Genomic DNA, 25,391 nt, shown 5'->3' with positions numbered 1-25,391 from the left:
TGTTCCTGACACAACCCTATCTCAAATTACAAAACGCGCCACCATCGCATTCAAATCCATCGCCAGGCGCGACAATTCGTGGGTTGCGGCGCTGGTCTGGTTGGCGCCGGCAGCGGACTGAGTGGCGAGGTCGCGGATGTTCACCAGGTTGCGGTCAACTTCGCGCGAGACTTGCGCCTGCTCTTCCGAAGCACTGGCGATCACCAGGTTGCGCTCGTTGATCAAATGGATCGATTGGGTGATCTGCTCCAGCGCGACGCCGGCAGCGCGAGCCATCTCCAGCGTGCTTTGGGTGCGCTGGTTGCTTTGTTGCATCGAGGAGACCGCTTCGCCAGTGCCGTTCTGAATCCCGGCGACCATTTTTTCGATTTCCTGGGTCGATTGCGCGGTGCGATGGGCCAACGCGCGAACCTCGTCCGCCACCACCGCAAACCCGCGCCCGGCTTCACCGGCACGCGCCGCTTCAATCGCCGCGTTGAGCGCCAGCAGGTTGGTTTGTTCGGCGATGGCGCGAATCACGTCAAGCACTTTGCCAATGTCACGCCCCTGAGTCGCCAGGCCTTCGATCATCACCGAGGTGTTTTGCACGTCGTGGGTCATGACCTGAATCGCCTCGACAGTTTCGACCACGCGGTTGCGCCCTTCGCGAGCGGCCTGGGTGGACTGACTGGAAGCCTCGGAGGTCGACACCGCATTGCGTGCGACTTCTTCGACCGCTGCGGTCATCTCGTTGACGGCAGTGGCGGCTTGTTCGATTTCGTTGTTCTGCTGTTGCAGTCCGCGCGAGGCTTCCTCGGTAACCGTGCTCAGTTCTTCGGCGGCGGCGCCCAACTGAGTCGCGGACCCGGCGATCTGCTCGATGGTTTTGCGCAGGTTGGCCTGCATCGCCGCCAACGCTCCGAGCAAACGTGCCGGTTCGTCCTTGCCGTCGATTTCGATGGTTTTGGTCAGGTTGCCGCCGGCAATGGTTTCGGCTGCCTGCACCGCGCGGTTCAACGGCGTGACGATGCTGCGGGTCAGCAGCCATGCGAGCAACACGGTCATCAGCGCCGCCACCACCGAAACGATCACGATGCCGTTGACCGCCGTGTTGTAGTTATTCTCCGCAATTACCCCAGCCGCTTTCGCCCCTTCGAGGTTGAACGCCACCAGTTTGTTCAGCTGTTCGCCCATCAGGTCGGTGCCGTCCTTGATCCGCGTGTTGATCAACACACGCATTTCATCGACCTTGTTCTGCCGCGACAGGTCGAGCATTTCGCGCTGAGCCTGCATGTAGTTGTCGAGCGTGGTGCTGAAGGTCTGGTACAGCGCCTTCTCATCCTTGCCCGCCGGCAACTCGGCGTAACTGGCCTGGGCCTTGCGCGCCTTGTCGTTGAGCACGCCGATACGGGCTTCGGCCTCCTGCAGGCTCGCCGGCTCGCGGTTGACCAGAATCCGGAAGGACAGAATGCGCATGCGCAGGATGTTTTCGGTGACGTTGCCGAGGTAGCTGACGCTCGGCAGTTGCGTGCTGCCCATGTCGACGGAGGACTGGCGGATGATCGACATCCGGCTGACGGCAAACACACCCAGCACGATCACCAACAGGGCGATGAACGCGAAACCGAGGAAGGCTCGTGGCGCGATATTCAGATTACGCAAGGACATAGGATGACTCTCGGGTGGGTGAGCTTCGAGCATCCTTGCGATAGTCGCTGTATCGGGCAGGCAGGCGCCGGCCGCAAAAGCGTGGCGCCAGTGTTGTATTTGGTTTGTGTGCGCCTATGAGGGTTATCGGCGGGGCTTGAGGTTTTCTGCGGCGGGAATGCAAATATATTTCCCTGTGGCGAGGGAGCTGTGCGCGTCGGGTTGCAGCCAAACGGGAGCAAGCTCCCTCGCCACAGGAATTGCGTCGACCTTGATGGGCAATTCAGGCCGGTTTGCCGCAGTTCGTGCTCAGGCCTTGCGGGCGATGTTCCAGACGCGGGCGATGTCGGTGGCTCGTTCGCGCAGCAGTCGCGGCGCTTCGCTGCAGGCTTGTTCCAGAGTCATCGGCCCACTGGCGAGGGCGAACGCGGCGTCGATGCCGTGCGCATACAACGCCTGATAACCCTCGCCCAAGGTCCCGGCGAGGACAATGACCGGTACGCCGGCCTCGCGAGCGATTCGCGCCACGCCGAACGGGGTTTTGCCGCGCAAGGTCTGCGCGTCGAAACGACCTTCGCCAGTGATCAGCAGATCGGCGCCCTCGACGGCGTCAGCCAACCCGACCAACTCGGCAACCACCTCAACGCCGGCCTGGAATTGCGCGCCGAGGAAAGCTTTCGCGGCAAAACCCAAACCACCTGCCGCGCCGCTGCCCGGCTCGTCGCGCACGTCTTTGTCCAACGCCTGCGCACACAAATCGGCGAAGTGCCCAAGCGCTTTATCCAGTTGCTCGACCTGACTCGGCGAAGCGCCTTTCTGCGGACCGAAGATGGCCGAAGCACCGTGAGGCCCGCACAGCGGATTGTTGACGTCGGCGGCGATGTCGAAACGCACCGCGCTCAAGCGTTGATCGATGTCACTGAGGTCGATGCGCGCCAGTTGCGCCAACGCCAGTCCGCCGGGCGCGAGAATTTGCCCTTGCGCGTCGAACAGCTTTACGCCGAGCGCCTGCATTGCCCCGGCACCGGCATCATTGGTGGCGCTGCCGCCAATGGCGAGGATCACCCGTTGCGCGCCGGCATCCAGCGCCGCGCGGATCAGCTCACCGGTGCCGAACGTGCTGCTGACGCACGCATCGCGCTGGCCCGGCGCAACCAGTTGCAAGCCGCTGGCTTCGGCCATTTCGATGATCGCGGTGTGGTTGTGCGGTAACCAGCCCCACGCCGCTTCGACGCTGATGCCCAGCGGGCCGCGCACCTGAGTGCGGCGCAGTTCGCCTTCGCACGCCGCCAGCACCGATTCGACCGTGCCTTCACCGCCGTCGGCCATCGGGCATTTGATCAACTGCGCGTCGGGCCAGACCTCGGCCAGACCTAGCGCAATGGCATCGGCCACGCCCTGCGCACTCAAACTATCCTTGAACGAATCGGGGGCGATGACGATTTTCATGAGCATTCTCCAGTTCTTGTGCCTCCATGCTGCCAGTTGCTCGCAGCGCTGGCCCCTGTCCGGTGCACAAGTTGGGGTGGTGTTTATTGTTCATTTATACAAAGTTGCGCGATGGCAGGGCTGGCCCCATCGCGAGCAAGCTCGCTCCCACAAGAGCGCCGCGTTCCCTGTGGGAGCAAACTCGCTCGCACATTTGCAATGCATCCCCTGTGGGAGCGAGCTTGCTCGCGATGGCGTCCTTGAAATCACTCGTTTAATCCGTCTGCGGCAGCAGTTGCACCCCGAGGTACAACGCCAGCATCCCGTCCAGCCTTAACGGATCGACCCCGCTCAACTCGGCGATCCGCTCCATGCGATAACGCAAACTGTTGCGATGAATCCCCAGCGCATCGGCGCAGGCCTGGCTTTGCCCGTCGTGATCACACCAACTGCGCAGGGTCGCGAGCAATTGGCCGTTGTTGTCCTTGGCGATGACTTTGCGCAATGGCTTGAGCAATTCGTCCAGCGCATCGTCGTTGCGATGCCGCCACAGCATCACCGGCAATCGATAACGGTTCAGCGTCAGCAACCGCGAGCGGGGCAGCACGTCGCGGCCATACGCCAACAAATCGGCAACGCGCCGATAGCAGCGGCGCAACCCCGGCAAGCCATCGGCCTGGCCACCGACGGCAATGCGCAGGATGTTCCAACCGAGGCCATCGAGTTTTTCCAGCAAGCGTTCGTGCTCGACCGGCTGATTCCCCGGCCGGCACCACAGCAGCGAAGATTTCGCCGAACTGACGCACCAACTGTCCGGATAACGGCTGATCAACCACGCGCTGAGCGCTTCGACGGTCTGCCCCGGCCCGTGCTCCAGGCCCAATTCGAACAGATACGGCACCCGCGTCAATTGTGGTTTGAGCCCCAGTTGCTGCGCTTCATCGACCAAGCGCGGCGAGTCGCCGGCATCGGTCAGCAGCAACGCCAGCAGGTCATCGCAACGTTGCCGGCGCCATTGCTGCTCGGCTTGCTGATTGCGCTGGCCGACGAGCATTTCCGCGGTCATGCGCACCAGCTCGGCGTAGGTGCGCAATTGCTCGGGTTCGCCGGTGATGCCGAGCACGCCTATCAGGCGCTGATCAAGCAACAGCGGCAGGTTGATCCCCGGTTGCACGCCTTTGAGGTGTATCGCGGTTTGCGCGTCGATCTCGACCACCCGCCCGTTGGCCAGGACCAATTGCGCGCCTTCGTGGCGCGTGTTGATCCGCTCCGGTTCGCCGCTGCCCAGAATCAGCCCCTGACTGTCCATGACATTGACGTTGTAAGGGAGGATGGCCATGGCCCGGTCGACGATGTCCTGGGCCAGGTCGTGATCGAGTTCAAACATTGCGCAGATCCTTGAAAACGAGGGGGGACGGGTTGTTCACCCGCACAGGCTTGTCCGGCAAACGCTGTGCTCAGGCACAAAGACAATCACCCAAGCGGTGGCCGAGACTCACGGGGCGATCAACGTTACCCTTTGCATCGCAAAAAATCATAATAAAGAGAGAGCCCGCCATGTCACAGAGCGCAGCCGCTACCCAGACCAATGCTGACGAAAAAAGCGCCGTTTACAAGCGCATCACCTTACGTTTGATCCCCTTCATTTTCATCTGCTACTTGTTCAACTACCTCGACCGGGTGAACGTTGGATTCGCCAAGTTGCAGATGCTCGACGCGCTGAAATTCAGCGAGACCGTGTACGGCCTCGGCGCCGGGATCTTCTTTATCGGCTACGTCTTGTGTGGCGTGCCGAGCAACCTGGCGCTGAGCAAATTCGGCCCACGGCGCTGGATCGCGCTGATGATGATCGTCTGGGGCACGCTCTCGACGTGCCTGCTGTTCGTCACTACGCCGACCGAGTTCTACACTTTGCGCCTGTTCACTGGCGCGGCCGAAGCCGGGTTTTTCCCGGGTGTGGTGCTGTATCTCTCGCAGTGGTTCCCGACGTTCCGCCGTGGCCGGATCATGGCGCTGTTCATGTCGGCGATTCCTGTTTCCGGTCTGCTCGGCAGCCCGTTTTCCGGTTGGATTCTCAACCACTTCGCCGCTGGCCAAGGTGGCTTGGCCGGTTGGCAGTGGATGTTTTTGCTGCAAGGGATTCCGACGGTGATTCTCGGCGCCCTCGCCTATTTCCTGCTCAGCGACAGTTATGCGAATGCCAAGTGGCTGACGCCGTTCGAGCGTTCGGTGCTGGAAGCCGACCACGCAGAAGACCTGGCGAACAAACCGAAAACCACCACCGACTCGTTGGCGGCGGTGTTCAAGAACCCGGCGATCTGGGCATTCGGGCTGATTTATTTCTGCATTCAGAGCGGCGTTTACGCGATCAACTTCTGGTTGCCATCGATCATCAAGAACCTCGGTTTCAGCGATAACCTGGTGATTGGCTGGTTGAGTGCGATTCCTTATCTGCTGGCGGCGGTGTTCATGTTGCTGGTCGGTCGTTCGGCGGATCTGCGCAAGGAGCGGCGCTGGCATTTGGTGGTGCCGATGCTGATGGGCGCGGTCGGTTTGCTGATCGCAGTCAACTTCGCGACGACGCCGGCGATTGCGATTCTCGGCCTGACCATCGCCACCATGGGCGCCCTCACCGGCCTGCCGATGTTCTGGCCGGTGCCGACGGCGCTGCTCAGCGCGGGTGCGGCGGCCGGTGGTTTGGCGCTGATCAACTCGATGGGGCAGATGGCCGGGTTCTTGAGCCCTTATCTGGTTGGCTGGGTCAAGGACAGCACCGGCTCGACGGATGCGGCGTTGTATCTGCTGGCGGGCGTGATTGTCTGCGGCAGTGTGTTGGCGTTGCGGATGACGCGAACGCTGCGCGTCTGATCTGCCTTTTGTGGGAGCGAGCTTGCTTGCGATGGTGGCTGCACAGTCAAGATTGATGGTGTCTGTGCTACCGCTATCGCGAGCAAGCTCGGCTCCCACAGGGATTCGCGTCGATATTCCGGTTGCTCCGGGCAACCATTCTGGTATTTGATTGAAGCCTTTTCCGCACCGACAAAAGGACTTCGTTCATGAGCTATCGCACCCTCGGCCATTCCGGATTGCAGGTGTCCACGCTGACCCTCGGCACCATGATGTTCGGCGAACAGACCAGCACCGAAGACTCGCTGCGGATCATCGACAAGGCCTGGGATCAGGGCATCAACTTCATCGACACCGCCGACGTCTACACCAACGGCCGTTCCGAGGAGATCGTCGGTGAAGCCGTCGCCGGTAATCGGCATGAATGGGTGATCGCGACCAAAGTCGGTTTCGGCCCGGTGGACGGCGTGCCGAACCGCAGCGGTTTGAGCCGCAAACACCTTTTCAACGGCATCGATGCGAGCCTGACACGGCTCGACACCGATTATGTCGACATCTATTACCTGCACCGCGAAGACCACAACACGCCGCTGGAAGTGACGGTTTCGGCCATCGGCGACCTGATTCGCCAAGGCAAGATCCGCTATTGGGGTCTGTCCAACTACCGTGGCTGGCGCATCGCCGAAGTGATTCGCGTCGCCGACAAACTCGGCGTTGACCGCCCGGTGATCAGTCAGCCGCTGTACAACATCGTCAACCGCCAGGCCGAATCGGAACAAATCACCGCCGCTCACGCTTATGGCCTCGGCGTCGTGCCTTACAGCCCGTTGGCGCGCGGCGTGCTCAGCGGCAAATACGCGCCAGACGTCACTCCGGATGTGAACAGCCGCGCCGGCCGGCAGGACAAGCGCATACTCGAAACCGAATGGCGCGTCGAGTCGTTGCGCATCGCCCAGCAAATCCAGCAATACACCGAGGGCCGTGGTGTCGGCATCGTCGAATTCGCGATCGCTTGGGTGCTGAACAACAGCGCCGTGACCTCGGCCATCGTCGGCCCGCGCACCGAAGAACAGTGGGACGCCTACACCAAGGCTCAAGCGGTGAAGATCAGCGCCGAGGATGAGGCGTTTATCAATTCGCTGGTGACGCCGGGGCATTCCTCGACGCCGGGCTTCAACGACATCAGCCACTTCGTTTCCGGCCGCAACCCCCGCAATAACTGACCCGGACTGACCCGTAACTGGCTAGCACTGATTGTTCCCACGCTCCGCGTAGGAACAATCACCTGTGAGCACGGTTGATCAATCGAACAGTGTTCTAAGCTAAAACCACGTATCCTCCGCCCCCCGTTTCACGTTCAACCTCGCGAGGACAGTTTGTCTAAAGGTATCGCTTTATCGGTCACAGCCTCGGTGCTGTTTGCCGTCATGTATTACTACACCTCGTTGCTCACCCCGTTGAGCGGCGTAGAAATCTTCGGCTGGCGGATGCTCCTGACCTTGCCCTGCATGACCGTGTTCATGCTGGTGTCCGGCGAATGGCGGCGCGCCGTCGCCATCGTCAAATTGGTGATCGGCAAGCCCAAGCTGCTCATCGGCCTGGTCGCCTCGGCGATTTTGCTTGGGTTGCAGTTGTGGCTGTTCATGTGGGCGCCGCTCAACGGTTACAGCCTCGACGTGTCGCTGGGGTATTTCCTGTTGCCGCTGGCGATGGTGCTGACCGGGCGCATCGCTTATGGCGAGCGTTTGTCCTATCTGCAGAAAGTCGCGGTGTTTTTCGCCTCGCTTGGCGTGCTCAACGAGCTGTATCAGGTCGGCGGTTTTTCCTGGGCAACGTTGCTGGTGGTCGTCGGTTACCCAACCTACTTCGTGCTGCGCAAATGGCTGGCGACCGACAACCTCGGCGGGTTGTGGATGGACATGACCCTGATGCTGCCGGTGGCGTGCTGGTTTGTCTGGGGCGGCGAACAGGGTTTCGCCGTGTTCGACCAGTATCCGTGGCTGTCGCTGCTGATCCCGTTGCTCGGTCTGATCAGTGCATCGGCGCTGGTGGTCTACATCATCGCCAGCCGCCTGCTGCCGTTCAGCCTGTTCGGGTTGCTGAGTTATGTCGAACCAGTGTTGTTGCTTGGCGTGGCGTTGCTGCTTGGGGAAAGCATCAAGCCCGGGGAATGGCTGACCTACATCCCGATCTGGATGGCGGTAGTGGTGCTGGTGTTTGAAGGGTTCAAGCATCTGGTCCGGCAGCGCCGCAAGCCTATGTAAATAATGTAGGAGCGAGGCTTGCCCGCGAAGGCGTCCTTGAAGGCGCCAAAAAGCTTCGCGGGCAAGCCTCGCTCCTACAGGGGGATGTATCAGCCAAAGAAAAGCCCGGTCAGCAGTAATACTGGCCGGGCTTTTCTATATGTGTTGCGGCTTACTCGGTGGACAGTACGCCACGACGAACCTGATCGCGCTCGATCGATTCGAACAGCGCCTTGAAGTTGCCTTCGCCGAACCCATCATCGCCCTTGCGCTGGATGAACTCGAAGAACACCGGCCCCATCAGGGTTTCCGAGAAGATCTGCAGCAGCAGGCGCTTGTCGCCCGACTCCGACGAACCATCCAGCAGAATCCCGCGCGATTGCAGTTGATCGACCGGCTCGCCGTGGTTCGGCAAACGGCCTTCAAGCATTTCGTAATAAGTTTCCGGTGGCGCGGTCATGAAGCGCATGCCGATTTTTTTCAGGCGATCCCAGGTATCGATCAGGTTGTCGCTGAGGAACGCGACGTGCTGAATGCCTTCGCCGTTGAACTGCATCAGGAATTCTTCGATCTGCCCGGCGCCCTTCGACGATTCTTCGTTCAACGGGATGCGGATCATGCCATCCGGCGCGGTCATCGCTTTGGAGGTCAGGCCGGTGTACTCGCCTTTGATGTCGAAGTAACGGATTTCGCGGAAGTTGAACAGCTTCTCGTAGAAGTTCGCCCAGTAAGCCATGCGCCCGCGATACACGTTGTGCGTCAGGTGGTCGATGATCTTCAGGCCGGCGCCGACCGGGTTGCGATCCACGCCTTCGATGAACACGAAGTCGATGTCATAGATCGAGCTGCCTTCGCCAAAACGGTCGATCAGGTACAGCGGCGCGCCGCCAATGCCTTTGATCGCCGGCAGGTTCAGTTCCATCGGGCCGGTTTCGATGTGAATCGGCTGCGCGCCGAGTTCCAGAGCACGGGCGAACGCCTGCTGGGCATTTTTGACCCGGAACGCCATGCCGCACACCGACGGGCCGTGCTCGGCGGCGAAGTACGAGGCCACACTGTTTGGTTCGTTGTTGAGGATCAGGTTGATCTGGCCCTGGCGATACAGGTGCACGTCTTTGGAGCGGTGGGTCGCGACTTTGGTGAAGCCCATGATCTCGAAGATCGGCTCCAGCGTATTGGGGATCGGCGATGCGAACTCGATGAATTCAAAGCCCATCAGGCCCATTGGGTTTTCGTATAAATCTGCCATGGTTGGCGCCTCATCATCATTCTTAGAATTAACGGATCGTTAGTTGCTAGCAATGCTGAGAATGGCGGGTGGCGCACAGGAGATGCCCCGCACGCTGCGGGCGAGAAAGTCACCGTAGATCAGTTGGAACCCAAAACTCTTCATTGTCGACCCAAGGCTCTTGCGGGCGAGGCTTCTAGTATCAGAAGTCATTTATTATTGTATGCGTAACCGGATTCTACACAGCGTAATAGGGGTTGTCTGCCTTCTGTATCAAATCGCCTTTCACGCTCCCGGCGCAAGCGCTTTGTTGCACGGGCAAATCTGCCGACACAAGCTACATCCGCCATCTATGATGCTTATTCATCCGCTCAGGTTTTGCCCATGCCGCTCACCGTCAAGTCCCGCCGCAAACGCAGCACCCGCATTGCTGTGACCATTTTGAGCGGCGCGCTGCCGATACTGCTGGGATGCGCCATCCTTTATATGCAAGCCGGACGCGCGCTGGAACAAAACGCCGAGCGAACCGCCGACGAAGCGCTGCGCCAATTCAACTTGATGCTCGACAACACCGCCGAAGCGGCGCGGGTATTGCTGCCCCTGGCCGGCAACCGCTGCGAAGACGCGAAACTGGCATTGCGCGAACAAGTCACGCGCCGCCCGTTTGTGCGCTCGACCAATCTGGTGTGGGACAACAACCTATATTGCAGCTCGCTGTTCGGCGACTACCAGGAAGCGGTCAACGCCGGGGATTACACCCACGGCCAGTTGTGGTTGATGAATGGCAACCCAGTAACGCCGAACACTGCGCTACTGGTGTATCGCCTCAGCGACGGCAAAAAAGGCGCGTTGACCACACTCGACGGTTATCACCTGAGCAACGTCTTGCGCATGATCGGCCGGCAGACTTTGCTGTTACTGCAAGTCGGCAACAACTGGTTATCTGCTGATGGCAAAGTGCGTCAAGGTGCCCTGCCCGCGTTACCCGTAGCGCCAAGCACGCGGGTCTCGGAGCGTTACGCGTTTACCGTGGAAGCCGGTTTCCCCGAAGGCGAAACCTGGCGCTATATAAGCAGCGAGTACCCGCCGCTGTTCAGTTTGCTGATGTTCTTCGGTGTGGTTGCAGGTTCGATTGGCCACGTGTTGCAGAAGCGTGCTTCATCGCCCAGCGTTGAATTGCAGCGCGCGTTAGAGGCCGGCGAGTTCATCCCCTACTTCCAGCCGCTGGTGTACGGCGACACTAAGAAGTGGAGCGGCACCGAAGTGTTGATGCGCTGGAATCATCCGAAAGAGGGTTTGGTACGGCCCGATCTGTTTATCCCGTTCGCCGAACACTCGGGGCTGATCGTGCCGATGACCCGTGCATTGATGCAGCAGACTGCTGCGCTGCTCGCGCCGGTCTCCGCGACATTCGACGGGCCGTTTCATATCGGCATCAACATCACCGCCAGCCATTGCCAGGATCTGGAACTGGTCGAGGATTGCCGAGTGTTTCTCGCAGCGTTCGCGCCGGGCAGCGTCATCCTCGTACTGGAACTCACCGAGCGCGAACTGATCGAACCGACGCCGCTGACTCATCAGTTGTTTGAGCAACTTCACGACTTGGGCGTGATGATCGCCATCGATGACTTCGGCACCGGGCATTCGAGCCTCGGCTACTTGCGCCAATTCAACGTGGACTTCCTGAAAATCGATCGAAGCTTCGTCGCGATGATCGGTGCCGATGCCCTTTCCCGGCATATTCTCGACAGCATCATCGAACTGTCGGCCAAGCTGGATCTTGGAATTGTTGCCGAAGGTGTAGAAACCGAGGAGCAAAGCGATTACCTGACAGCGCACAACGTGGACTTCCTGCAAGGCTACCTGTTCGGCCGGCCAATGCCTGGCGCGGACTTCATTAATGCATTAAGTGACCATTAACGCGCTGGGCAATTAAGCAAATCTCAAGCAAATCGAATCAAAAGACTGCTGTTGTTACATGAAGAAAAAGACATGATTTACTCTCGGCCAATTAACTACTACAATTTTTCTTGCCTGTGCAAGATTGGCAGGTGAGCCATTATCACCGAGTCGCTTCAAGGCTCTTGGCTTATAGCTTTGTTTGCGGTTGGTATCAGCCAAACACACTATTGGAGTAAAGATATTGTCCAGACTCGCTGAATTTCGTGCAGCCGAAAAGGCCCTTCAAGAACAGCTCAAGCAGCTGGAATCACTGAAGAACGATGCCGGGCTCAAGAAAGAAATCGAATTCGAAGAAAAGCTCCAGGGGCTGATGAAAACCTACGGCAAAAGCCTGCGCGACATCATCGCCATTCTCGATCCGAACCCGGCCAGAACGGGCCTGCAACAGACCGCAGCGCCTAAAACCCGCCGCGCTCGTGTGGTCAAGGTTTATCACAACCCCCACACCGGCGAATTGATTGAAACCAAGGGCGGCAACCACCGTGGCCTGAAAGCATGGAAGGAAGAATACGGCGCTTCTACCGTTGATTCCTGGTTGCGCGGCTAACCTTCGCGGCAACAAAAAAGCCTTGCTGATGCAGGGCTTTTTCATGGGCGATATCTAACAAATGCAACGATAGTCTGCGATCAAGTTGCAAACCAGCAGCCAACAGATATGGCAGTTCAGCGTTGAATACTTGTTTACTTACTTTGGCGTTAACTCGTTCAGGTATCTCAACAGTCGAGCGCCACTGACCACTCGAATGTTCAGCTAAAGTTTCAAGCTGTTACGAGCAGCCTGAATTTCGTCCTGACTTGCCTTATAAACGTCTGCCTGCCCGGCATAGGAAAGAACATAAGCCTTGCCGGTCGCCACGGCGGCAACCAGTGTTTGCGACAGCACATGTCGACCGTTTTGCGTCACCGTGCAAGTCGTTTCCAGCGCCTGCAGTTGACTCAATGTCGCCGAGTGAATCTTGTTGCAGACACTTTGATAACCGCTTTGGAAAAAGTCCTTTTGCACCGACTTGCGCATCTCCAGCAGCACGCCTTGCAAGTTGACCTCGTGGCCACTGTCGACTTCGGTCATCGTCAGTTCCATGACCATTACCTGATTGCCATCGGCGTCATTTTTGACCGCGCGCTGGCGTGACACTTGCGGCGTTGCCGGGCTGGGCTCAATCACTTCCGCCTCCCAGCCGCTCGGCCAGGTGATGCTCGGGGTGTCGGCGAGCGAGATTTCGGCAAATGCCAACAAACCGAGGCAAACCAACAGCGATGTGAACGGTCGGATCATTACGAGGCGCACTCAGGGAATGAGCGACGAAGTCTGAGCCTCGTCCGGCCGTCAGGCAATAGCTGGCCGTTTGGATTTGTTGATGCGCAAACGGTTGCGTATCATTGCGTCCATTCGCCAGCCCCACTTATTTTCCGGAGGGCCCATGAGCCTGCACGAATTGAACACCTTCCCCGGCGTCACCGCCCAACCCGATACCGCCACCCAGAAGTTCGTCTTCAACCACACCATGTTGCGGGTCAAGGACATCACCAAATCGCTGGATTTCTACACGCGCATTCTCGGCTTCTCGCTGGTGGAAAAACGCGACTTTCCGGAAGCCGAGTTCAGCCTGTACTTCCTGGCGCTGGTCGACAAAGACCAGATCCCGGCTGATGCCGCTGCGCGCACCGAGTGGATGAAATCGATCCCCGGCATTCTCGAACTGACGCACAACCACGGCACTGAAAACGATGCCGACTTCGCTTACCACAACGGCAACACCGACCCGCGCGGCTTTGGTCATATCTGCATTTCTGTGCCGGACATCCGCGCGGCGTGCGAGCGTTTCGAAGCGCTGGGTTGCGACTTCCAGAAGCGCCTGAACGATGGCCGCATGAAGAGCCTGGCGTTCATCAAGGACCCGGATGCTTACTGGGTAGAAATCATTCAGCCAACCGCAATGTAATCACTGCTGATCGTTCCCACGCTCGGCGTCGGAACGCTCAAAGGTGCAGCACAAAAAAACCCCATGATCACTCATGGGGTTTTTGTGTTTTCAGCCTCGGCGTTTAGGCCGGCGCGGAAGTGCGGATCAAGTGATCGAATGCGCTGAGGGATGCCTTGGCGCCCTCGCCCACCGCAATCACGATCTGCTTGTACGGCACGGTGGTCACGTCGCCGGCGGCAAACACGCCCGGCAATGAAGTCTCACCGCGAGCATCGACGATGATCTCGCCGCGCGGCGACAACTCGACAGTGCCTTTGAGCCAATCGGTGTTCGGCAACAAACCGATCTGGACAAAGATCCCTTCCAGCTCGACCGTGGTGAACTCGCCCGAATCGCGATCCTTGTAGACCAGACCGGTGACTTTCTGCCCGTCACCTTTCACTTCGCTGGTCAGCGCGCTGGTGATGACGTTGACGTTCGGCAGGCTGTACAACTTGCGCTGAAGCACCGCATCGGCGCGCAGTTTGCTGTCGAATTCCAGCAACGTCACGTGGCTGACGATCCCTGCCAAGTCGATAGCTGCCTCGACGCCGGAGTTACCGCCACCGATCACCGCGACACGCTTGCCTTTAAACAGCGGACCATCGCAGTGCGGGCAGAAACACACCCCTTTGGCTTTGTATTGCTGCTCGCCCGGCACACCCATCTCGCGCCAGCGGGCGCCAGTGGCAAGGATCAATGCCTTGGTTTTCAGGCTGGCACCACTTTCGAAACGGACTTCGTGCAAGTCGCCGGCATTCTTCGCCGGGATCAATGCAGTGGCGCGTTGCAGGTTCATGATGTCCACATCGTACTGCTTGACGTGTTCTTCCAAAGCGCTGGCCAGCTTCGGCCCTTCGGTTTCCTGCACCGAGATGAAGTTCTCGATGGCCATGGTGTCCAGCACCTGCCCACCAAAACGTTCAGCGGCGACGCCGGTGCGAATACCTTTACGAGCAGCGTAAATGGCCGCCGATGCGCCGGCCGGGCCACCGCCGACGATCAATACATCGAAGGCCTCTTTGGCGCTGATTTTCTCAGCCTGGCGCTCGGCACCGCTGGTGTCGATCTTGGCGAGAATTTCTTCCACGCCCATGCGGCCCTGGCCGAAGATTTCGCCGTTCAGGTAAACGCTTGGCACCGCCATGATCTGGCGCTGGTCAACTTCGGCCTGGAACAGTGCGCCGTCGATGGCGACGTGGCGGATGTTCGGGTTGAGCACGGCCATCAGGTTCAGCGCCTGGACCACGTCCGGGCAGTTCTGGCAGGACAGCGAGAAGTACGTCTCGAAGCTGAACTCGCCTTTGAGCGAACGGATTTGTTCGATCACTTCAACGCTGGCCTTCGAAGGGTGGCCGCCGACTTGCAGCAAGGCCAGCACCAGCGAAGTGAATTCATGGCCCATCGGGATGCCGGCGAAACGCAGGCTGATATCGGCACCGGGGCGATTGATCGAGAACGATGGCTTACGTGCGTCATCACCGTTGTCGAGCAAAGTAATCTGGGTGGAAAGACTGGCAACGTCTTTCAACAATTCGAGCATTTCCCGGGATTTCGCACCGTCGTCGAGGGAAGCAACGATCTCGATCGGTTGGGTGACCCGTTCCAGGTACGATTTCAACTGGGCTTTAAGATTGGCGTCCAACATACGGGCGATTTCCTTTACTTTATTTGAGGCGAAAAAAAACGCCCGAGCGAATCTCGCCCGGGCGTTTTTATTGGGCGGTTGCAGCTTACTAAGGTGCGGAAACCCGCCCTGGTGATGCTTTTGTCACAGACTTAGATCTTGCCGACCAGGTCCAGCGACGGCGCCAGAGTGGCCTCGCCTTCTTTCCACTTGGCTGGGCAAACTTCGCCTGGGTGAGCAGCAACGTACTGAGCAGCCTTGATTTTGCGCAGCAGCTCGGAAGCGTCACGACCAACACCGCCGTCGTTCAGCTCAACGATTTTGATCTGGCCTTCTGGGTTGATCACGAAGGTGCCACGGTCAGCCAGGCCAACGTCTTCGATCAGTACGTCGAAGTTGCGGGAGATGGCGTGGGTTGGGTCGCCGATCATGGTGTATTCGATTTTGCCGATGGCTGGCGAAGTGTTGTGCCAGGCAGCATGAGCAAAGTGGGTGTCAGTGGAAACGCTGTAGATTTCGACGCCCAGTTTCTGGAACGCGGCGTAGTTGTCAGCCAAGTCTTCCAGTTCGGTTGGGCAAACGAAGGTGAAGTCGGCTGGGTAGAAGAACACCACAGACCATTTGCCTTTCAGGTCTGCGTCCGACACTTGTACGAAGTCGCCATTTTTGAAAGCAGTTGCTTTAAACGGTTTTACTTGGCTGTTGATGATAGGCATCGGTGACTCTCCGTCAGGGTTGAAAAGTTGGGTTGAAAAGTTGATGGGGTGAACTCTACCCACTCGAACGCACGATGGCTCATTGGCAAACCTCATGCTGCTCATTGGTTTTCGCTATTAGCCGGTAGTATTAATAGACGAAAACTTACTTAGGCGCGTCGATGGATTTCTCCGCAAGGGCCGTCATCCCCAGAAAAGGGCTGGCTTCGACGTAGCGCATGGCGGATTTCATGTCCTTCCAACCGACGTAATTCATCAACGACTTCAAATCCCAACCGCTCTGATGCGCCCACGTCGCAAAGCCGCGCCGCAGCGAGTGACTGGTGTAGAGCTCGGCGGCAATGCCGGCGCGCTCCAGCGCCTGGCGCAGCAACGGAATCACGCTGTTGGCGTGCAGCCCCTCCTCGCTCAGATGGCCCCAACGATCAATGCCGCGAAACACCGGTCCACGAACCAGCGCTGCTTCGGTGATCCAGGCGATGTATGCCTGCACCGGACACAAACGCTGCAGGGCCGGCGTCTGGTAGGTCTTGCCGAGGTTTTCGCGATCGCTCTTGCTGCGCGGCAGATACAGCGTGATGCCTGACTGAGCCACAGCTTTCACGTGCTCGATTTGCAAACGGCACAACTCATCGCTACGGAAACCACGCCAGAAACCCAGCAGAATCAGCGCCGTGTCGCGCCGCGCCCTGAGCAATCCGGGCTGATCACCTTCAACCTTGGCGGTTTGCGCTTCCTGCTCCAACGAAGCCACCACTTGCTCCAGATGCTGCAGTTGCAATGGCTCGGCTTGTTTTTCCTGCGCCGGGTGCAAGGCGCGAATGCCCTTGAACACCTGGCGCACGACCGGCGCCTTGGTCGGGTCGGCGAAACCCTGGCTGTTGTGCCATTGCGCCAACGCCGACAGACGCAGCTTCAGCGTATTGATCGACAGCAACCCCGCATGCGCCACCAGGTAACGCGCAACGCTCTCGCTGGTCGCTGGCAAAAATCCGCCCCAACTGACTTCGAAGTGCTCAATGGCCGCGCGATAGCTGCGACGGGTGTTGTCGCGGGTGGCGGCCTGTAGATAGCGATCCAGATCAGTCATGGGCTCAACTCTTGAAAACGTACCGCTTTAGCGGGCGAAAACCGTGTCGAAAGCTCATCACACGGGGTAATACCAGTATATCCCGCGTCATATACATTCGGTATTTAACTTTTTATTTTGAATGGTACACTGTGTACTCTAGTGGTACGTACCACAGTACGAAATCGTAGGAGAACACATGGCTCGTGGCGGTGTAAACAAAGCAGTGGTGCAAACGGCCCGTCTGGCGATCCTCGCTCGCGGTGAAAACCCGAGCATCGACGCAGTACGGATCGAAATGGGCAATACCGGCTCGAAAACCACGATTCATCGCTATCTGAAGGAGCTCGACGGCGGCCTGCAGCGCACTGAAGAAGTCGCAGAGCCGATTGATGATGAACTGGCAGGATTGGTCTCACGCCTTGCGCAACGCCTCAAAGAACAGGCGCAAGAGCCGATCGATCAGGCCCGCGAAGCGTTCGAGCATCAGCGCAAAACCCTGGAAACGCAGCTTGATGAAGCGCGTGAAGCCAACACCGAATTGCAGCAGCAGTACGAGATTCAAAGCCTGGCGCTGACGCAGGAATCCGACGCGTTGCTGCAAACCCGCTCGATGCTGCAGACCGAGCAAACCCGCAACGCCGGGCTCAATCAGGCGCTGGCGGATTTCGAATTACGCCTGAAGGACAAGGACGAGCAGATCCACTCGCTGGAAGACAAACATCTGCACGCCCGCGACGCGCTGGAGCACTATCGCAACGCCGTCAAAGAGCAGCGCGAGCAAGAGCAGCGTCGGCACGAAGGTCAGGTGCAGCAGATTCAGATGGAATTACGTCAGGCCCAGCAAAGCGCCCTCGTCCGCCAGGATGAGATCACGCAATTGCATCGCGATAACGAACGCGTGCTGACCGAAAGTCGCGGCACGCTGCGCGAGCTGAGTCTGTTGCAGGAACATCTCAAACAGGCCAACAACCGCCAGGACCAATTGCTCGAACATGCCAGCCGCGCCGACAACGAACGCACCCTCCTCCAGGAACGCTTGCGCATCGCGCTACTGGAAAGTCAGGCGCTGAAACAGAGCGTTGATGAACAAGCGCAGATCAATCAATCATTGGAAATTGAGTTGGCGAAGACCCAGGCCAGCCTGCACGAAAGCGAAAGCATGCGTCTGGCGGCCGTCGTTGCGTCAGCGCCAGACGCAGCGAAGGACGATTAACCGGCGACGGGCGTGCGCATGGTCACGAACTCTTCGGCGGCAGTTGGATGCACGCCGATGGTTTCATCGAAGTCCCGCTTGGTGGCGCCGGCCTTCAGCGCAATCGCCAGGCCCTGGACGATTTCCCCTGCATCGGGGCCGACCATGTGGCAACCCAAGACCTTGTCGGACTTGCCATCGACCACCAGTTTCATCAGCGTGCGTTCCTGACATTCGGTCAGGGTCAGCTTCATCGGCCGGAAACGGCTTTCGTAGATCACCACTTCGTGTCCGGCCTCGCGGGCCTCCTCCTCGGTCAAACCGACGGTGCCGATGTTCGGCAAGCTGAACACCGCCGTCGGGATCATTTTGTAATCCACCGGACGATACTGCTCAGGCTTGAACAAACGCCGCGCCACCGCCATGCCTTCGGCCAGCGCCACCGGCGTCAATTGCACGCGACCAATTACATCGCCCAGGGCCAGGATCGACGGCTCGGCGGTCTGATACTGCTCATCGATTTCAACAAAGCCTTTCTTGTCGAGTTTGACCCCAGTGTTTTCCAAGCCGAGGTTGTCGAGCATCGGACGTCGGCCAGTCGCATAGAAAATGCAATCTGCTTGCAGTTGGCGGCCATCCTTGAGCGTCGCTTTCAGGCTGCCATCGGCGAGTTTCTCGATACGCTCGATGTCTGCGTTGAACTGCAAGTCCATACCGCGCTTGGTCAGCTCTTCCTGCAAATGCTTGCGCACCGCACCATCAAAGCCACGCAGGAACAGATCGCCGCGGTACAGCAGCGTCGTTTCGGCACCGAGGCCGTGGAAAATCCCGGCGAACTCGACGGCAATGTAGCCACCACCGACCACCAGAACGCGCTTCGGTAGGTCTTTGAGGAAGAACGCCTGATTGGAGCTGATCGCGTGCTCGTGGCCCGGAATCTCCGGAATCTGCGGCCAGCCGCCGGTGGCGATGAGGATGTTCTTGGCGGTGAATTGCTCGCCGTTGATCTCGACGGTGTGCGGGTCGACAATCGTGGCGTGGCCCTCATGCAAGGTCACGCCGCTGTTGACCAGCAAGTTGCGATAAATGCCGTTGAGGCGATTGATCTCGCGATCCTTGTTGGCAATCAGCGTCGCCCAATCGAACTTGGCCTCACCCAGCGTCCAGCCGAAACCGGAGGATTGCTCGAAGTCTTCGGCGAAGTGCGCGCCGTAGACCAGCAGCTTCTTCGGCACGCAGCCAACGTTCACGCACGTGCCGCCCAGGTAACGGCTCTCCGCCACGGCGACTTTCGCGCCAAAACCCGTCGCAAATCGCGCAGCCCGCACACCGCCGGAACCGGCGCCAATTACATAAAGGTCAAAATCAAAGGCCATTTCTATCTCCTCGGCAGGCCATCAGCATACCTGCAGACAATCATTGGGCAAACGCTGCGAACAATATGCGGGCGGAAAACGAAAAAACCACCCGAAGGTGGTTTTCTCAATACAAGTGGTGCGGCGCTATCAGTAAGCCTTGCCAGTCTTGTAGAAGTTCTCGAAACAGAAGTTGGTTGCTTCGATGTAGCCTTCAGCGCCACCGCAGTCGAAACGCTTGCCTTTGAATTTGTAGGCAATCACGCAACCGTTTTGCGCCTGTTTCATCAGGGCGTCGGTGATCTGGATTTCGCCACCCTTGCCTGGATCGGTTTGCTGGATCAGGTCAAAGATGTCCGGCGTGAGGATGTAACGACCGATGATCGCGAGGTTCGACGGTGCATCTTCCGGCGCTGGTTTTTCAACCATGTTGCGCACGCGGTACAGGTCGTCGCCGATCAAGTCACCGGCGATAACGCCGTACTTGTTGGTTTCCATCGGATCAACTTCCTGGATCGCGATGATCGAGCAGCGGTACTGTTTGTACAGCTTGACCATTTGCGTCAGGACGCCGTCGCCGCCGAGGTTGACGCACAAGTCATCCGCCAGCACCACGGCGAAAGGTTCGTCGCCGATCAGCGGACGGCCCGTCAGGATTGCGTGGCCGAGGCCTTTCATTTCGGTCTGGCGAGTGTAGGAGAAAGAGCACTCGTCGAGCAGCTTACGGATGCCGACCAGGTATTTTTCCTTGTCAGTGCCCTTGATCTGGTTTTCCAACTCGTAGCTGATGTCGAAGTGGTCTTCGAGTGCGCGTTTGCCGCGGCCAGTCACGATGGAGATTTCGGTCAACCCAGCGTCCAGTGCTTCTTCGACGCCGTACTGGATCAGTGGCTTGTTTACCACCGGCAGCATTTCTTTGGGCATGGCTTTAGTCGCTGGCAGGAAGCGAGTACCGTAACCGGCTGCTGGGAACAAGCATTTCTTGATCATATAAGTCCTTGAAAAGGCTGTGTGTTCGGGTTTCGGCGCAGTCTAATCAGGCTGCAGGCACCTTACAATGCCCCGCACTGGCTAACCGATGCCATCATAGAGAAATATTCTCGCGGATAGTTCCCATAAGCTTTTATTGATAGCACAGAGCGCGGGTATAGATAGCACAAGCGTGGCTTGCGCGCAGACCGGCAATCGCACCACCATACGCCGATCCGCACCGGTCAAGGGCATTTGGCGCTATCATGGCGCGATTGAACACAGTCAACGAGGCAGATAGATGTCGGTAGCAAAGAGTGTCAACGGGTACCTGATCAATCAGGCGAAAGACGGCCAATGGTGGGTAGACAGCGTTGCTGGCGAGAATATCGCCGGACCTTTCCCTACCGAAGCGCTGGCGATCGAGGTGGCATCGGTGTTGCAGGATCAACCTGCAGGCCCGAAACGTCGCGGCAAGGACAAGTCCTGATAAGCAGCTGATTCGAGCAGCCCTGCCATCGAGCAGGGCTTTTTTATGGATGTCTGCAACAAAGTGGCCATTCGCTATAACCTTTTCATTCGGCTGCTGTCACAGGCTTAGCCCCATCATCTGACGACGAAAAAAACGACATGAACAAATTTCTGGCACTGATTGCAGTACTGGCGCTCACCGGTTGCGCCACCTCCGAACGAACCTACCTGAACAACGGCGAACAGGGTCTAACCATCGACTGCTCCGGCGAAGCCAATTCCTGGGCCACCTGCTACGAAAAGGCCGATGACTCCTGCGCGGGCACCGGCTACCGGATCGTCGGCACTGACGGAACGCCCTCGACCAAGGAAAGCGACAAAACCCTTGGCGTCGATGTCGGCAACTTCAAAAACCGCAGCGTAGTGGTGGTCTGCAAATAAGGCGCGCTGCGTCTACGTGCAGAACTGCATTGGCAACGACCAGCAGAACTACATGTGAATTTCGGCAAATTTGATCCCGAGGCCGCGCACGGTCTCGATCAACTCGTCGAGGCTGGCGAATGATTCGACTTCATCGTTTTCGTCCACCAGGAAGTAACTGCGCCCAGCGCTCTTCTTGAAAAACACGATCCATTCCCCCGAATTCGCCGGGTTCTGAATCACGTGGGTGGCAGAGATATGGCCCTCTGCATGACGTTCCCGTATCTGCTCTCGCTTCATGCGCAACTCCAGAAATGACGATGCCGCCAAAGCAGGGCTTTGGCGGCATCAGGCTAGCGGTCGACATTCTATCAGCCAGCGCTCGATCAACCGGCGTTCTGTTAACCAGAGATGCAAGCCGTAGCGGCGCGCTGGATATCTTTTGGCCGGACCGGCACGTTGGACATCCGCTCGTGGAGCTTGATACCACTGCCGCCGGAGCGGTCTTCGATATCAAACACGGCGGCCGGGCCGGAGGCCAACTTGCCTGGAACGATGACTTGCACGCCTTCCTTGTGCGGCTCGATCTGCAGGGCACCACGGCTGCTGGCGAGTTTCTCGACCAAGCATTGCGCGTACTCGTGAGGCTTTTTACCTGAGATCACGTTCATGGTCGGCAGCGTCTCGTTGATTTCTGCGACATTTGCACAACCACTCACCGCCAAGGCAAGCGGCAGAACCAGGACACCCCATTTCATATAAAACCTCCGATAAAGACCCTCCGACAGCGTAAAGACTGTTTTTCTCCGGGGCTCGTTGCATTTATCGCTCATAGAATTCCGAATAAGCGTTTTTAATTGTCAAACACGGCGCTGACAGCGGGATAATAACCCGTTCGGGCTGATAAACTCTGCCAATTGTCCTGCTATCGTTTTGATTTTGTAGAAAAAGCCCTTCTGGAGGCGCCTCATGAAATTTATCCACCAGCGCGAGCACCTCAACGAGGACGACATTGTCGTCATTCAATGCTCGCAAACCTGCAACATTCGCTTGATGAACGACGCCAATTTCCGCAGCTTCAAAAATGGCGGCCGCCACACCTATCACGGCGGCGCTTTCGATACGTTCCCGGCCCGCATCACCGCGCCCAGCACCGGTTTCTGGAACATCACCATCGACATGGTCAACAGTCGCAAGGCCATCAGCGTGACCCGCAAACCGACCTTGACTCACTCAATCAAGATCGTCCGCCGCTCCAGCACCAAATTGAGCTGAGCCGCACCCACACACGCAAACAGGCAGACCTGACATGACCGTGGCCCAAACGACCAAGTACGTCATCAAATACAAACTTAACGGTGAGCGCCGCTTCGAATTTGCCCAACTTGTAGACGGCACCGAAGAAGAAGCCAAAGCCGCGCTGGACGCTATTCATGGCCAGAGCGACGACGTGATCAGCGAAATCGCTGTCAGCAAAGCGCTGTAACACTCGCAACTCTCGTGCTTGATGAAGACTCTTTGTGGGAGCGAGCTTGCTCGCGATTGCAATGGGTCGGGCGGCATTGATGTCGACTGACACGCCCTCATCGCGAGCAACCTCGCTCCCACAGGGTTCGTGGCAGCAGAACATTGCCGGGAGCGACAACCTGGACGTCCGCGCGCCCCGCCGCAAAATTCGAGCGCAAGCGCCGGAGTGTTCGCTCAGCGCACACATCCTAGTCTGGCCACCTCAACCTACGGTTCAGGAGTCACGACATGCCCACTTGCGTGGAATCGACGGATTGGCCGGCGCTTGAACAGCAACTCGATCAGGAAGGCTGCGCGATTGTGCGCTCACTGTTAAGCCATCAGGCGTGCGACGAAATCAGCGCGCTGTACGCCCAACAGGAGCCCTTCCGTTCACAGGTCATGATGGCTCGCCACGGCTTCGGGCGCGGGCAATACAAGTATTTCAAATACCCGTTGCCCGACGTGGTGAGTCAGCTACGCGATACGCTGTACCCGCGCCTGGTGCCGATCGCCAATCGCTGGTACGAACACATGAGCTTGCCGACGCGTTTCCCCGAACGTCACGCGCAATTCATCGAGCGCTGCCACGCCGCTGGTCAGGAGCGCCCTACTCCGTTGTTGCTGCAATACGGTGCGCAGGACTACAACTGTTTGCATCAGGACCTGTACGGTGAACACGTTTTCCCACTGCAAGTAGCGATTCTTCTGTCAGAGCCGCAGCAAGACTTCAGCGGTGGCGAGTTTGTGTTGACCGAGCAACGTCCGCGCATGCAGTCCCGGCCTCAGGTCATTGGCCTGAGCAAAGGAGATGCGCTGATCTTTGCCGTCAGCCAGCGCCCGGTCAAAGGCCTTCGCGGTTATTACCGAGTGACGCTGCGCCACGGCGTCAGTCGCCTGCACAGCGGCAATCGCCATACCCTTGGAATCATTTTTCACGATGCGTTATGAAACCATGAGCCCGACCACCCTCGACCTGTTCGCTGATGACGAGCCACAGCAAACGCCACGGCGCGAGCAGATCGGCGAACAGTCCTACGTGCTGCGCGGCTTTGCCCTGCCTCTGCTTGACCGATTGCTGCCAGCGCTGGAAGCCGTGCTGTCGGCCGCGCCGTTTCGGCAAATGGTCACGCCGGGCGGTTTTACCATGTCGGTGGCGCTGAGCAGTTGCGGTGCGCTGGGCTGGACCACCGACCGCAGCGGTTACCGTTACACGCGTCACGATCCGCAAACCGGACAACCGTGGCCAGCCATGCCACCGGCGTTTTTCGAACTGGCGCAAGCCGCGGCGCAGGAAGCAGGATTTGCTGACTTTGTGCCGGACTCCTGCCTGATCAATCGTTATATCCCTGGGGCGAAGATGTCTTTGCATCAGGATAAAAACGAAGGTTCCTACGCCGCGCCTATCGTCTCCGTGTCACTGGGCTTGCCGGCGATGTTTCAGTTTGGTGGTTTCGAGCGCAGCGACAAAACCCAGCGCGTGCCGTTGTTCCACGGCGACGTGGTGGTCTGGGGCGGCGTTGATCGCTTGCGTTACCACGGCGTTTTGCCGATCAAGGACGGCCAGCATCCGCAACTGGGCGAACAACGGATCAACTTCACTTTTCGGCTCGCCGGATGAGTTTGCGAGTTTGACCGCAAGACCCGGAGTGCTGCTTTACTGTCGGCTGATTAACCTGAGCGAAACCAGTCCACGGACCTGAAGCCATGAGCACCTCCATCAGCAAAACCACGCCCTCCACCGAAAACGACCCACGCTGGGCTGCGGTGGTCGCGCGCGATCCCAAGGCTGACGCGCAGTTTGTCTACGCGGTGAAAACCACCGGCATCTATTGCCGCCCGAGCAGCCTCGCGCGCTTGCCGAAACCGCAGAACGTGGAATTCTTCGACACCGCCGAGCAAGCCCAGGCCGCCGGTTACCGCCCGAGCAAACGCGCAGCGAAGGACCAAAGCGAGGTCGCCGCGCAACATGCCGCCACGGTCGCGGCGGCGTGTCGGCAGATCGAAACGGCGGAAAATTTGCCTGCGCTAAGCCAACTGGCGGATGCCGCTGGGTTAAGCAGTTTCCACTTTCATCGCGTATTCAAAGCCGTCACCGGTCTGACGCCCAAGGGTTACGCCAGCGCCCACCGCTCACGCCGGGTTCGTGAACGCTTGAGCGACGGTGGCTCGGTAACCGACGCGCTGTACGACGCAGGTTTCAATTCCAATAGCCGGTTCTACGAATCCGCCGATCACCTGCTGGGGATGAAACCGGGTGATTACCGCGCCGAGGGCCAGAACAACGACATTCGTTTTGCGGTCGGGCAATGCTCGCTGGGAGCAATTCTGGTGGCGCAAAGCGCACGCGGGATCTGCGCGATTTTGCTTGGCGACGATCCACATCAGTTGGTCTGTGACCTGCAGGACAAATTCCGCCGCGCCAACCTGATCGGCGCTGATCACGAGTTTGAGCAGTTGATCGCTCAGGTCGTGGGGTTTATCGAAGCACCGGCAATTGGCCTCGACTTGCCACTGGACGTGCGCGGCACGGCGTTTCAGGAACGGGTCTGGCAGGCACTGCGTGAAATCCCGGTCGGCAGCACCGCCAGTTACGCCGACATCGCCCTGCGTATCGGCTCGCCGAAAGCCGTGCGCGCCGTGGCCCAGGCCTGCGGCGCGAACAGTCTGGCGGTGCTGCCGACCGGGATTTCACGCAGTGCCTGCCAGACCCGTTCCTGAAACGCCGTGCCGCGCACGTCCAGTGGCAAGTCGAGGCCAATTGC

At 58.7% G+C, this 25,391-nt stretch carries 26 protein-coding genes and 1 pseudogene; 14 read left to right on the top strand and 13 right to left on the bottom strand.

Annotation, left to right across the window (positions count from 1 at the left end; translation table 11 throughout):
* Positions 1 to 21: 21 nt before the first annotated feature.
* From BI292_RS29500 to BI292_RS16690, 4 genes and pseudogenes are all read right to left on the bottom strand, one after another.
* Positions 22 to 885: a methyl-accepting chemotaxis protein gene (locus BI292_RS29500; RefSeq protein WP_371918736.1), complete on the bottom strand. Its 864-nt coding sequence runs from the start codon at positions 883 to 885 to the stop codon at positions 22 to 24.
* A pseudogene (locus tag BI292_RS29495) lies at positions 880 to 1,647 on the bottom strand (MCP four helix bundle domain-containing protein); the annotation flags it as partial. The pseudogene BI292_RS29495 and the gene BI292_RS29500, both read right to left, overlap by 6 nt.
* A gap of 288 nt (positions 1,648 to 1,935) precedes the next feature.
* On the bottom strand, positions 1,936 to 3,075 hold the full coding sequence (locus tag BI292_RS16695; RefSeq protein ID WP_092281352.1) for a glycerate kinase: 1,140 nt from the start codon (positions 3,073 to 3,075) through the stop codon (positions 1,936 to 1,938).
* Between the two features lie 253 nt (positions 3,076 to 3,328).
* Positions 3,329 to 4,441 carry a sugar diacid recognition domain-containing protein gene (locus BI292_RS16690; protein ID WP_101208510.1) on the bottom strand — a complete coding sequence of 371 codons (1,113 nt, stop codon included), beginning with the start codon at positions 4,439 to 4,441 and terminating at the stop codon, positions 3,329 to 3,331.
* A 170-nt stretch (positions 4,442 to 4,611) separates the two neighbouring features.
* Here BI292_RS16690 and BI292_RS16685 point away from each other — a divergent pair, with 170 nt between their 5' ends.
* From BI292_RS16685 to rarD, 3 genes are all read left to right on the top strand, one after another.
* A complete protein-coding gene (locus tag BI292_RS16685; protein ID WP_101208509.1) occupies positions 4,612 to 5,922 on the top strand; it encodes an MFS transporter in 1,311 nt (436 codons plus the stop codon).
* Between the two features lie 188 nt (positions 5,923 to 6,110).
* The gene (locus BI292_RS16680; RefSeq protein ID WP_101208508.1) at positions 6,111 to 7,124 is read left to right on the top strand and encodes an aldo/keto reductase; all 1,014 of its coding nucleotides are present in this window, start codon (positions 6,111 to 6,113) and stop codon (positions 7,122 to 7,124) included.
* 153 nt (positions 7,125 to 7,277) lie between these two features.
* A complete protein-coding gene (rarD, locus tag BI292_RS16675; protein ID WP_092281360.1) occupies positions 7,278 to 8,165 on the top strand; it encodes an EamA family transporter RarD in 888 nt (295 codons plus the stop codon).
* Between the two features lie 151 nt (positions 8,166 to 8,316).
* Here the strand turns inward: rarD and hppD are convergent, their stop codons facing one another.
* Complete coding sequence (hppD, locus tag BI292_RS16670) at positions 8,317 to 9,393, bottom strand: 4-hydroxyphenylpyruvate dioxygenase (protein WP_092281362.1); 1,077 nt, start codon at positions 9,391 to 9,393, stop codon at positions 8,317 to 8,319.
* A gap of 363 nt (positions 9,394 to 9,756) precedes the next feature.
* Here hppD and BI292_RS16665 point away from each other — a divergent pair, with 363 nt between their 5' ends.
* Together BI292_RS16665 and BI292_RS16660 are read left to right on the top strand one after the other, a co-directional pair.
* A complete protein-coding gene (locus BI292_RS16665) occupies positions 9,757 to 11,292 on the top strand; it encodes an EAL domain-containing protein (RefSeq protein ID WP_101208507.1) in 1,536 nt (511 codons plus the stop codon).
* A gap of 223 nt (positions 11,293 to 11,515) precedes the next feature.
* Complete coding sequence (locus BI292_RS16660) at positions 11,516 to 11,881, top strand: histone-like nucleoid-structuring protein, MvaT/MvaU family (protein WP_092281366.1); 366 nt, start codon at positions 11,516 to 11,518, stop codon at positions 11,879 to 11,881.
* A gap of 204 nt (positions 11,882 to 12,085) precedes the next feature.
* On the opposite strand, the gene BI292_RS16655 is transcribed toward BI292_RS16660, so the two are convergent.
* The gene (locus BI292_RS16655; RefSeq protein WP_101208506.1) at positions 12,086 to 12,610 is read right to left on the bottom strand and encodes a DUF4946 domain-containing protein; all 525 of its coding nucleotides are present in this window, start codon (positions 12,608 to 12,610) and stop codon (positions 12,086 to 12,088) included.
* Between the two features lie 145 nt (positions 12,611 to 12,755).
* Between BI292_RS16655 and gloA the strand changes: the two genes are divergently transcribed.
* The gene (gene gloA / locus BI292_RS16650; protein WP_101208505.1) at positions 12,756 to 13,277 is read left to right on the top strand and encodes a lactoylglutathione lyase; all 522 of its coding nucleotides are present in this window, start codon (positions 12,756 to 12,758) and stop codon (positions 13,275 to 13,277) included.
* 103 nt (positions 13,278 to 13,380) lie between these two features.
* Here the strand turns inward: gloA and ahpF are convergent, their stop codons facing one another.
* The 3 genes from ahpF to BI292_RS16635 all read right to left on the bottom strand — a co-directional run bounded on the left by ahpF (position 13,381) and on the right by BI292_RS16635 (position 16,731).
* Positions 13,381 to 14,946: an alkyl hydroperoxide reductase subunit F gene (gene ahpF, locus BI292_RS16645; RefSeq protein ID WP_092281372.1), complete on the bottom strand. Its 1,566-nt coding sequence runs from the start codon at positions 14,944 to 14,946 to the stop codon at positions 13,381 to 13,383.
* Between the two features lie 131 nt (positions 14,947 to 15,077).
* Positions 15,078 to 15,641: an alkyl hydroperoxide reductase subunit C gene (gene ahpC, locus BI292_RS16640; protein WP_092281374.1), complete on the bottom strand. Its 564-nt coding sequence runs from the start codon at positions 15,639 to 15,641 to the stop codon at positions 15,078 to 15,080.
* Between the two features lie 145 nt (positions 15,642 to 15,786).
* Entirely contained in the window at positions 15,787 to 16,731 is a 945-nt protein-coding gene (locus tag BI292_RS16635) for a site-specific integrase (RefSeq protein WP_101208504.1), read from the bottom strand.
* A 178-nt stretch (positions 16,732 to 16,909) separates the two neighbouring features.
* Here BI292_RS16635 and BI292_RS16630 point away from each other — a divergent pair, with 178 nt between their 5' ends.
* Positions 16,910 to 17,926 carry a DNA-binding protein gene (locus BI292_RS16630; RefSeq protein WP_101208503.1) on the top strand — a complete coding sequence of 339 codons (1,017 nt, stop codon included), beginning with the start codon at positions 16,910 to 16,912 and terminating at the stop codon, positions 17,924 to 17,926.
* Here BI292_RS16630 and gorA read toward each other — a convergent pair.
* Positions 17,923 to 19,281 carry a glutathione-disulfide reductase gene (gorA, locus tag BI292_RS16625; protein ID WP_101208502.1) on the bottom strand — a complete coding sequence of 453 codons (1,359 nt, stop codon included), beginning with the start codon at positions 19,279 to 19,281 and terminating at the stop codon, positions 17,923 to 17,925. The genes BI292_RS16630 and gorA overlap by 4 nt on opposite strands.
* Before the next feature lie 129 nt (positions 19,282 to 19,410).
* Positions 19,411 to 20,250: a UTP--glucose-1-phosphate uridylyltransferase GalU gene (gene galU / locus BI292_RS16620; protein ID WP_092281382.1), complete on the bottom strand. Its 840-nt coding sequence runs from the start codon at positions 20,248 to 20,250 to the stop codon at positions 19,411 to 19,413.
* Between the two features lie 280 nt (positions 20,251 to 20,530).
* On the opposite strand from galU, the gene BI292_RS16615 reads away from it, so the two are divergent.
* Together BI292_RS16615 and BI292_RS16610 are read left to right on the top strand one after the other, a co-directional pair.
* On the top strand, positions 20,531 to 20,719 hold the full coding sequence (locus BI292_RS16615) for a hypothetical protein (protein WP_054050563.1): 189 nt from the start codon (positions 20,531 to 20,533) through the stop codon (positions 20,717 to 20,719).
* 140 nt (positions 20,720 to 20,859) lie between these two features.
* Positions 20,860 to 21,141, top strand: coding sequence for a hypothetical protein (locus tag BI292_RS16610; RefSeq protein ID WP_092281384.1), 282 nt, complete (start codon positions 20,860 to 20,862; stop codon positions 21,139 to 21,141).
* A 48-nt stretch (positions 21,142 to 21,189) separates the two neighbouring features.
* Here the strand turns inward: BI292_RS16610 and BI292_RS16605 are convergent, their stop codons facing one another.
* The gene (locus BI292_RS16605) at positions 21,190 to 21,420 is read right to left on the bottom strand and encodes a hypothetical protein (RefSeq protein ID WP_101208501.1); all 231 of its coding nucleotides are present in this window, start codon (positions 21,418 to 21,420) and stop codon (positions 21,190 to 21,192) included.
* Positions 21,421 to 21,521: 101 nt separating this feature from the next.
* A complete protein-coding gene (locus BI292_RS16600) occupies positions 21,522 to 21,878 on the bottom strand; it encodes a hypothetical protein (protein ID WP_092281388.1) in 357 nt (118 codons plus the stop codon).
* A 211-nt stretch (positions 21,879 to 22,089) separates the two neighbouring features.
* Here BI292_RS16600 and BI292_RS16595 point away from each other — a divergent pair, with 211 nt between their 5' ends.
* From BI292_RS16595 to ada, 5 genes are all read left to right on the top strand, one after another.
* Complete coding sequence (locus BI292_RS16595) at positions 22,090 to 22,395, top strand: DUF1883 domain-containing protein (RefSeq protein WP_101208500.1); 306 nt, start codon at positions 22,090 to 22,092, stop codon at positions 22,393 to 22,395.
* 34 nt (positions 22,396 to 22,429) lie between these two features.
* A complete protein-coding gene (locus tag BI292_RS28945; protein WP_092269052.1) occupies positions 22,430 to 22,606 on the top strand; it encodes a hypothetical protein in 177 nt (58 codons plus the stop codon).
* Between the two features lie 269 nt (positions 22,607 to 22,875).
* Positions 22,876 to 23,577 carry a 2OG-Fe(II) oxygenase gene (locus BI292_RS16585; protein ID WP_101208498.1) on the top strand — a complete coding sequence of 234 codons (702 nt, stop codon included), beginning with the start codon at positions 22,876 to 22,878 and terminating at the stop codon, positions 23,575 to 23,577.
* Positions 23,567 to 24,247, top strand: a complete 681-nt coding sequence (gene alkB, locus BI292_RS16580; protein ID WP_092269058.1) for a DNA oxidative demethylase AlkB — start codon at positions 23,567 to 23,569, stop codon at positions 24,245 to 24,247. The genes BI292_RS16585 and alkB overlap by 11 nt, the downstream gene beginning before the upstream one ends.
* A gap of 86 nt (positions 24,248 to 24,333) precedes the next feature.
* Entirely contained in the window at positions 24,334 to 25,347 is a 1,014-nt protein-coding gene (ada, locus tag BI292_RS16575; RefSeq protein WP_101208497.1) for a bifunctional DNA-binding transcriptional regulator/O6-methylguanine-DNA methyltransferase Ada, read from the top strand.
* The last annotated feature ends 44 nt before the right edge of the window (positions 25,348 to 25,391 follow it).

It is taken from the genome of Pseudomonas sp. 43NM1, assembly GCF_002836905.1.
In the GTDB taxonomy this organism is placed as follows: Bacteria; Pseudomonadota; Gammaproteobacteria; order Pseudomonadales; family Pseudomonadaceae; genus Aquipseudomonas; species Aquipseudomonas prosekii.
This window is presented reverse-complemented; position numbering and strand designations above follow the sequence as displayed.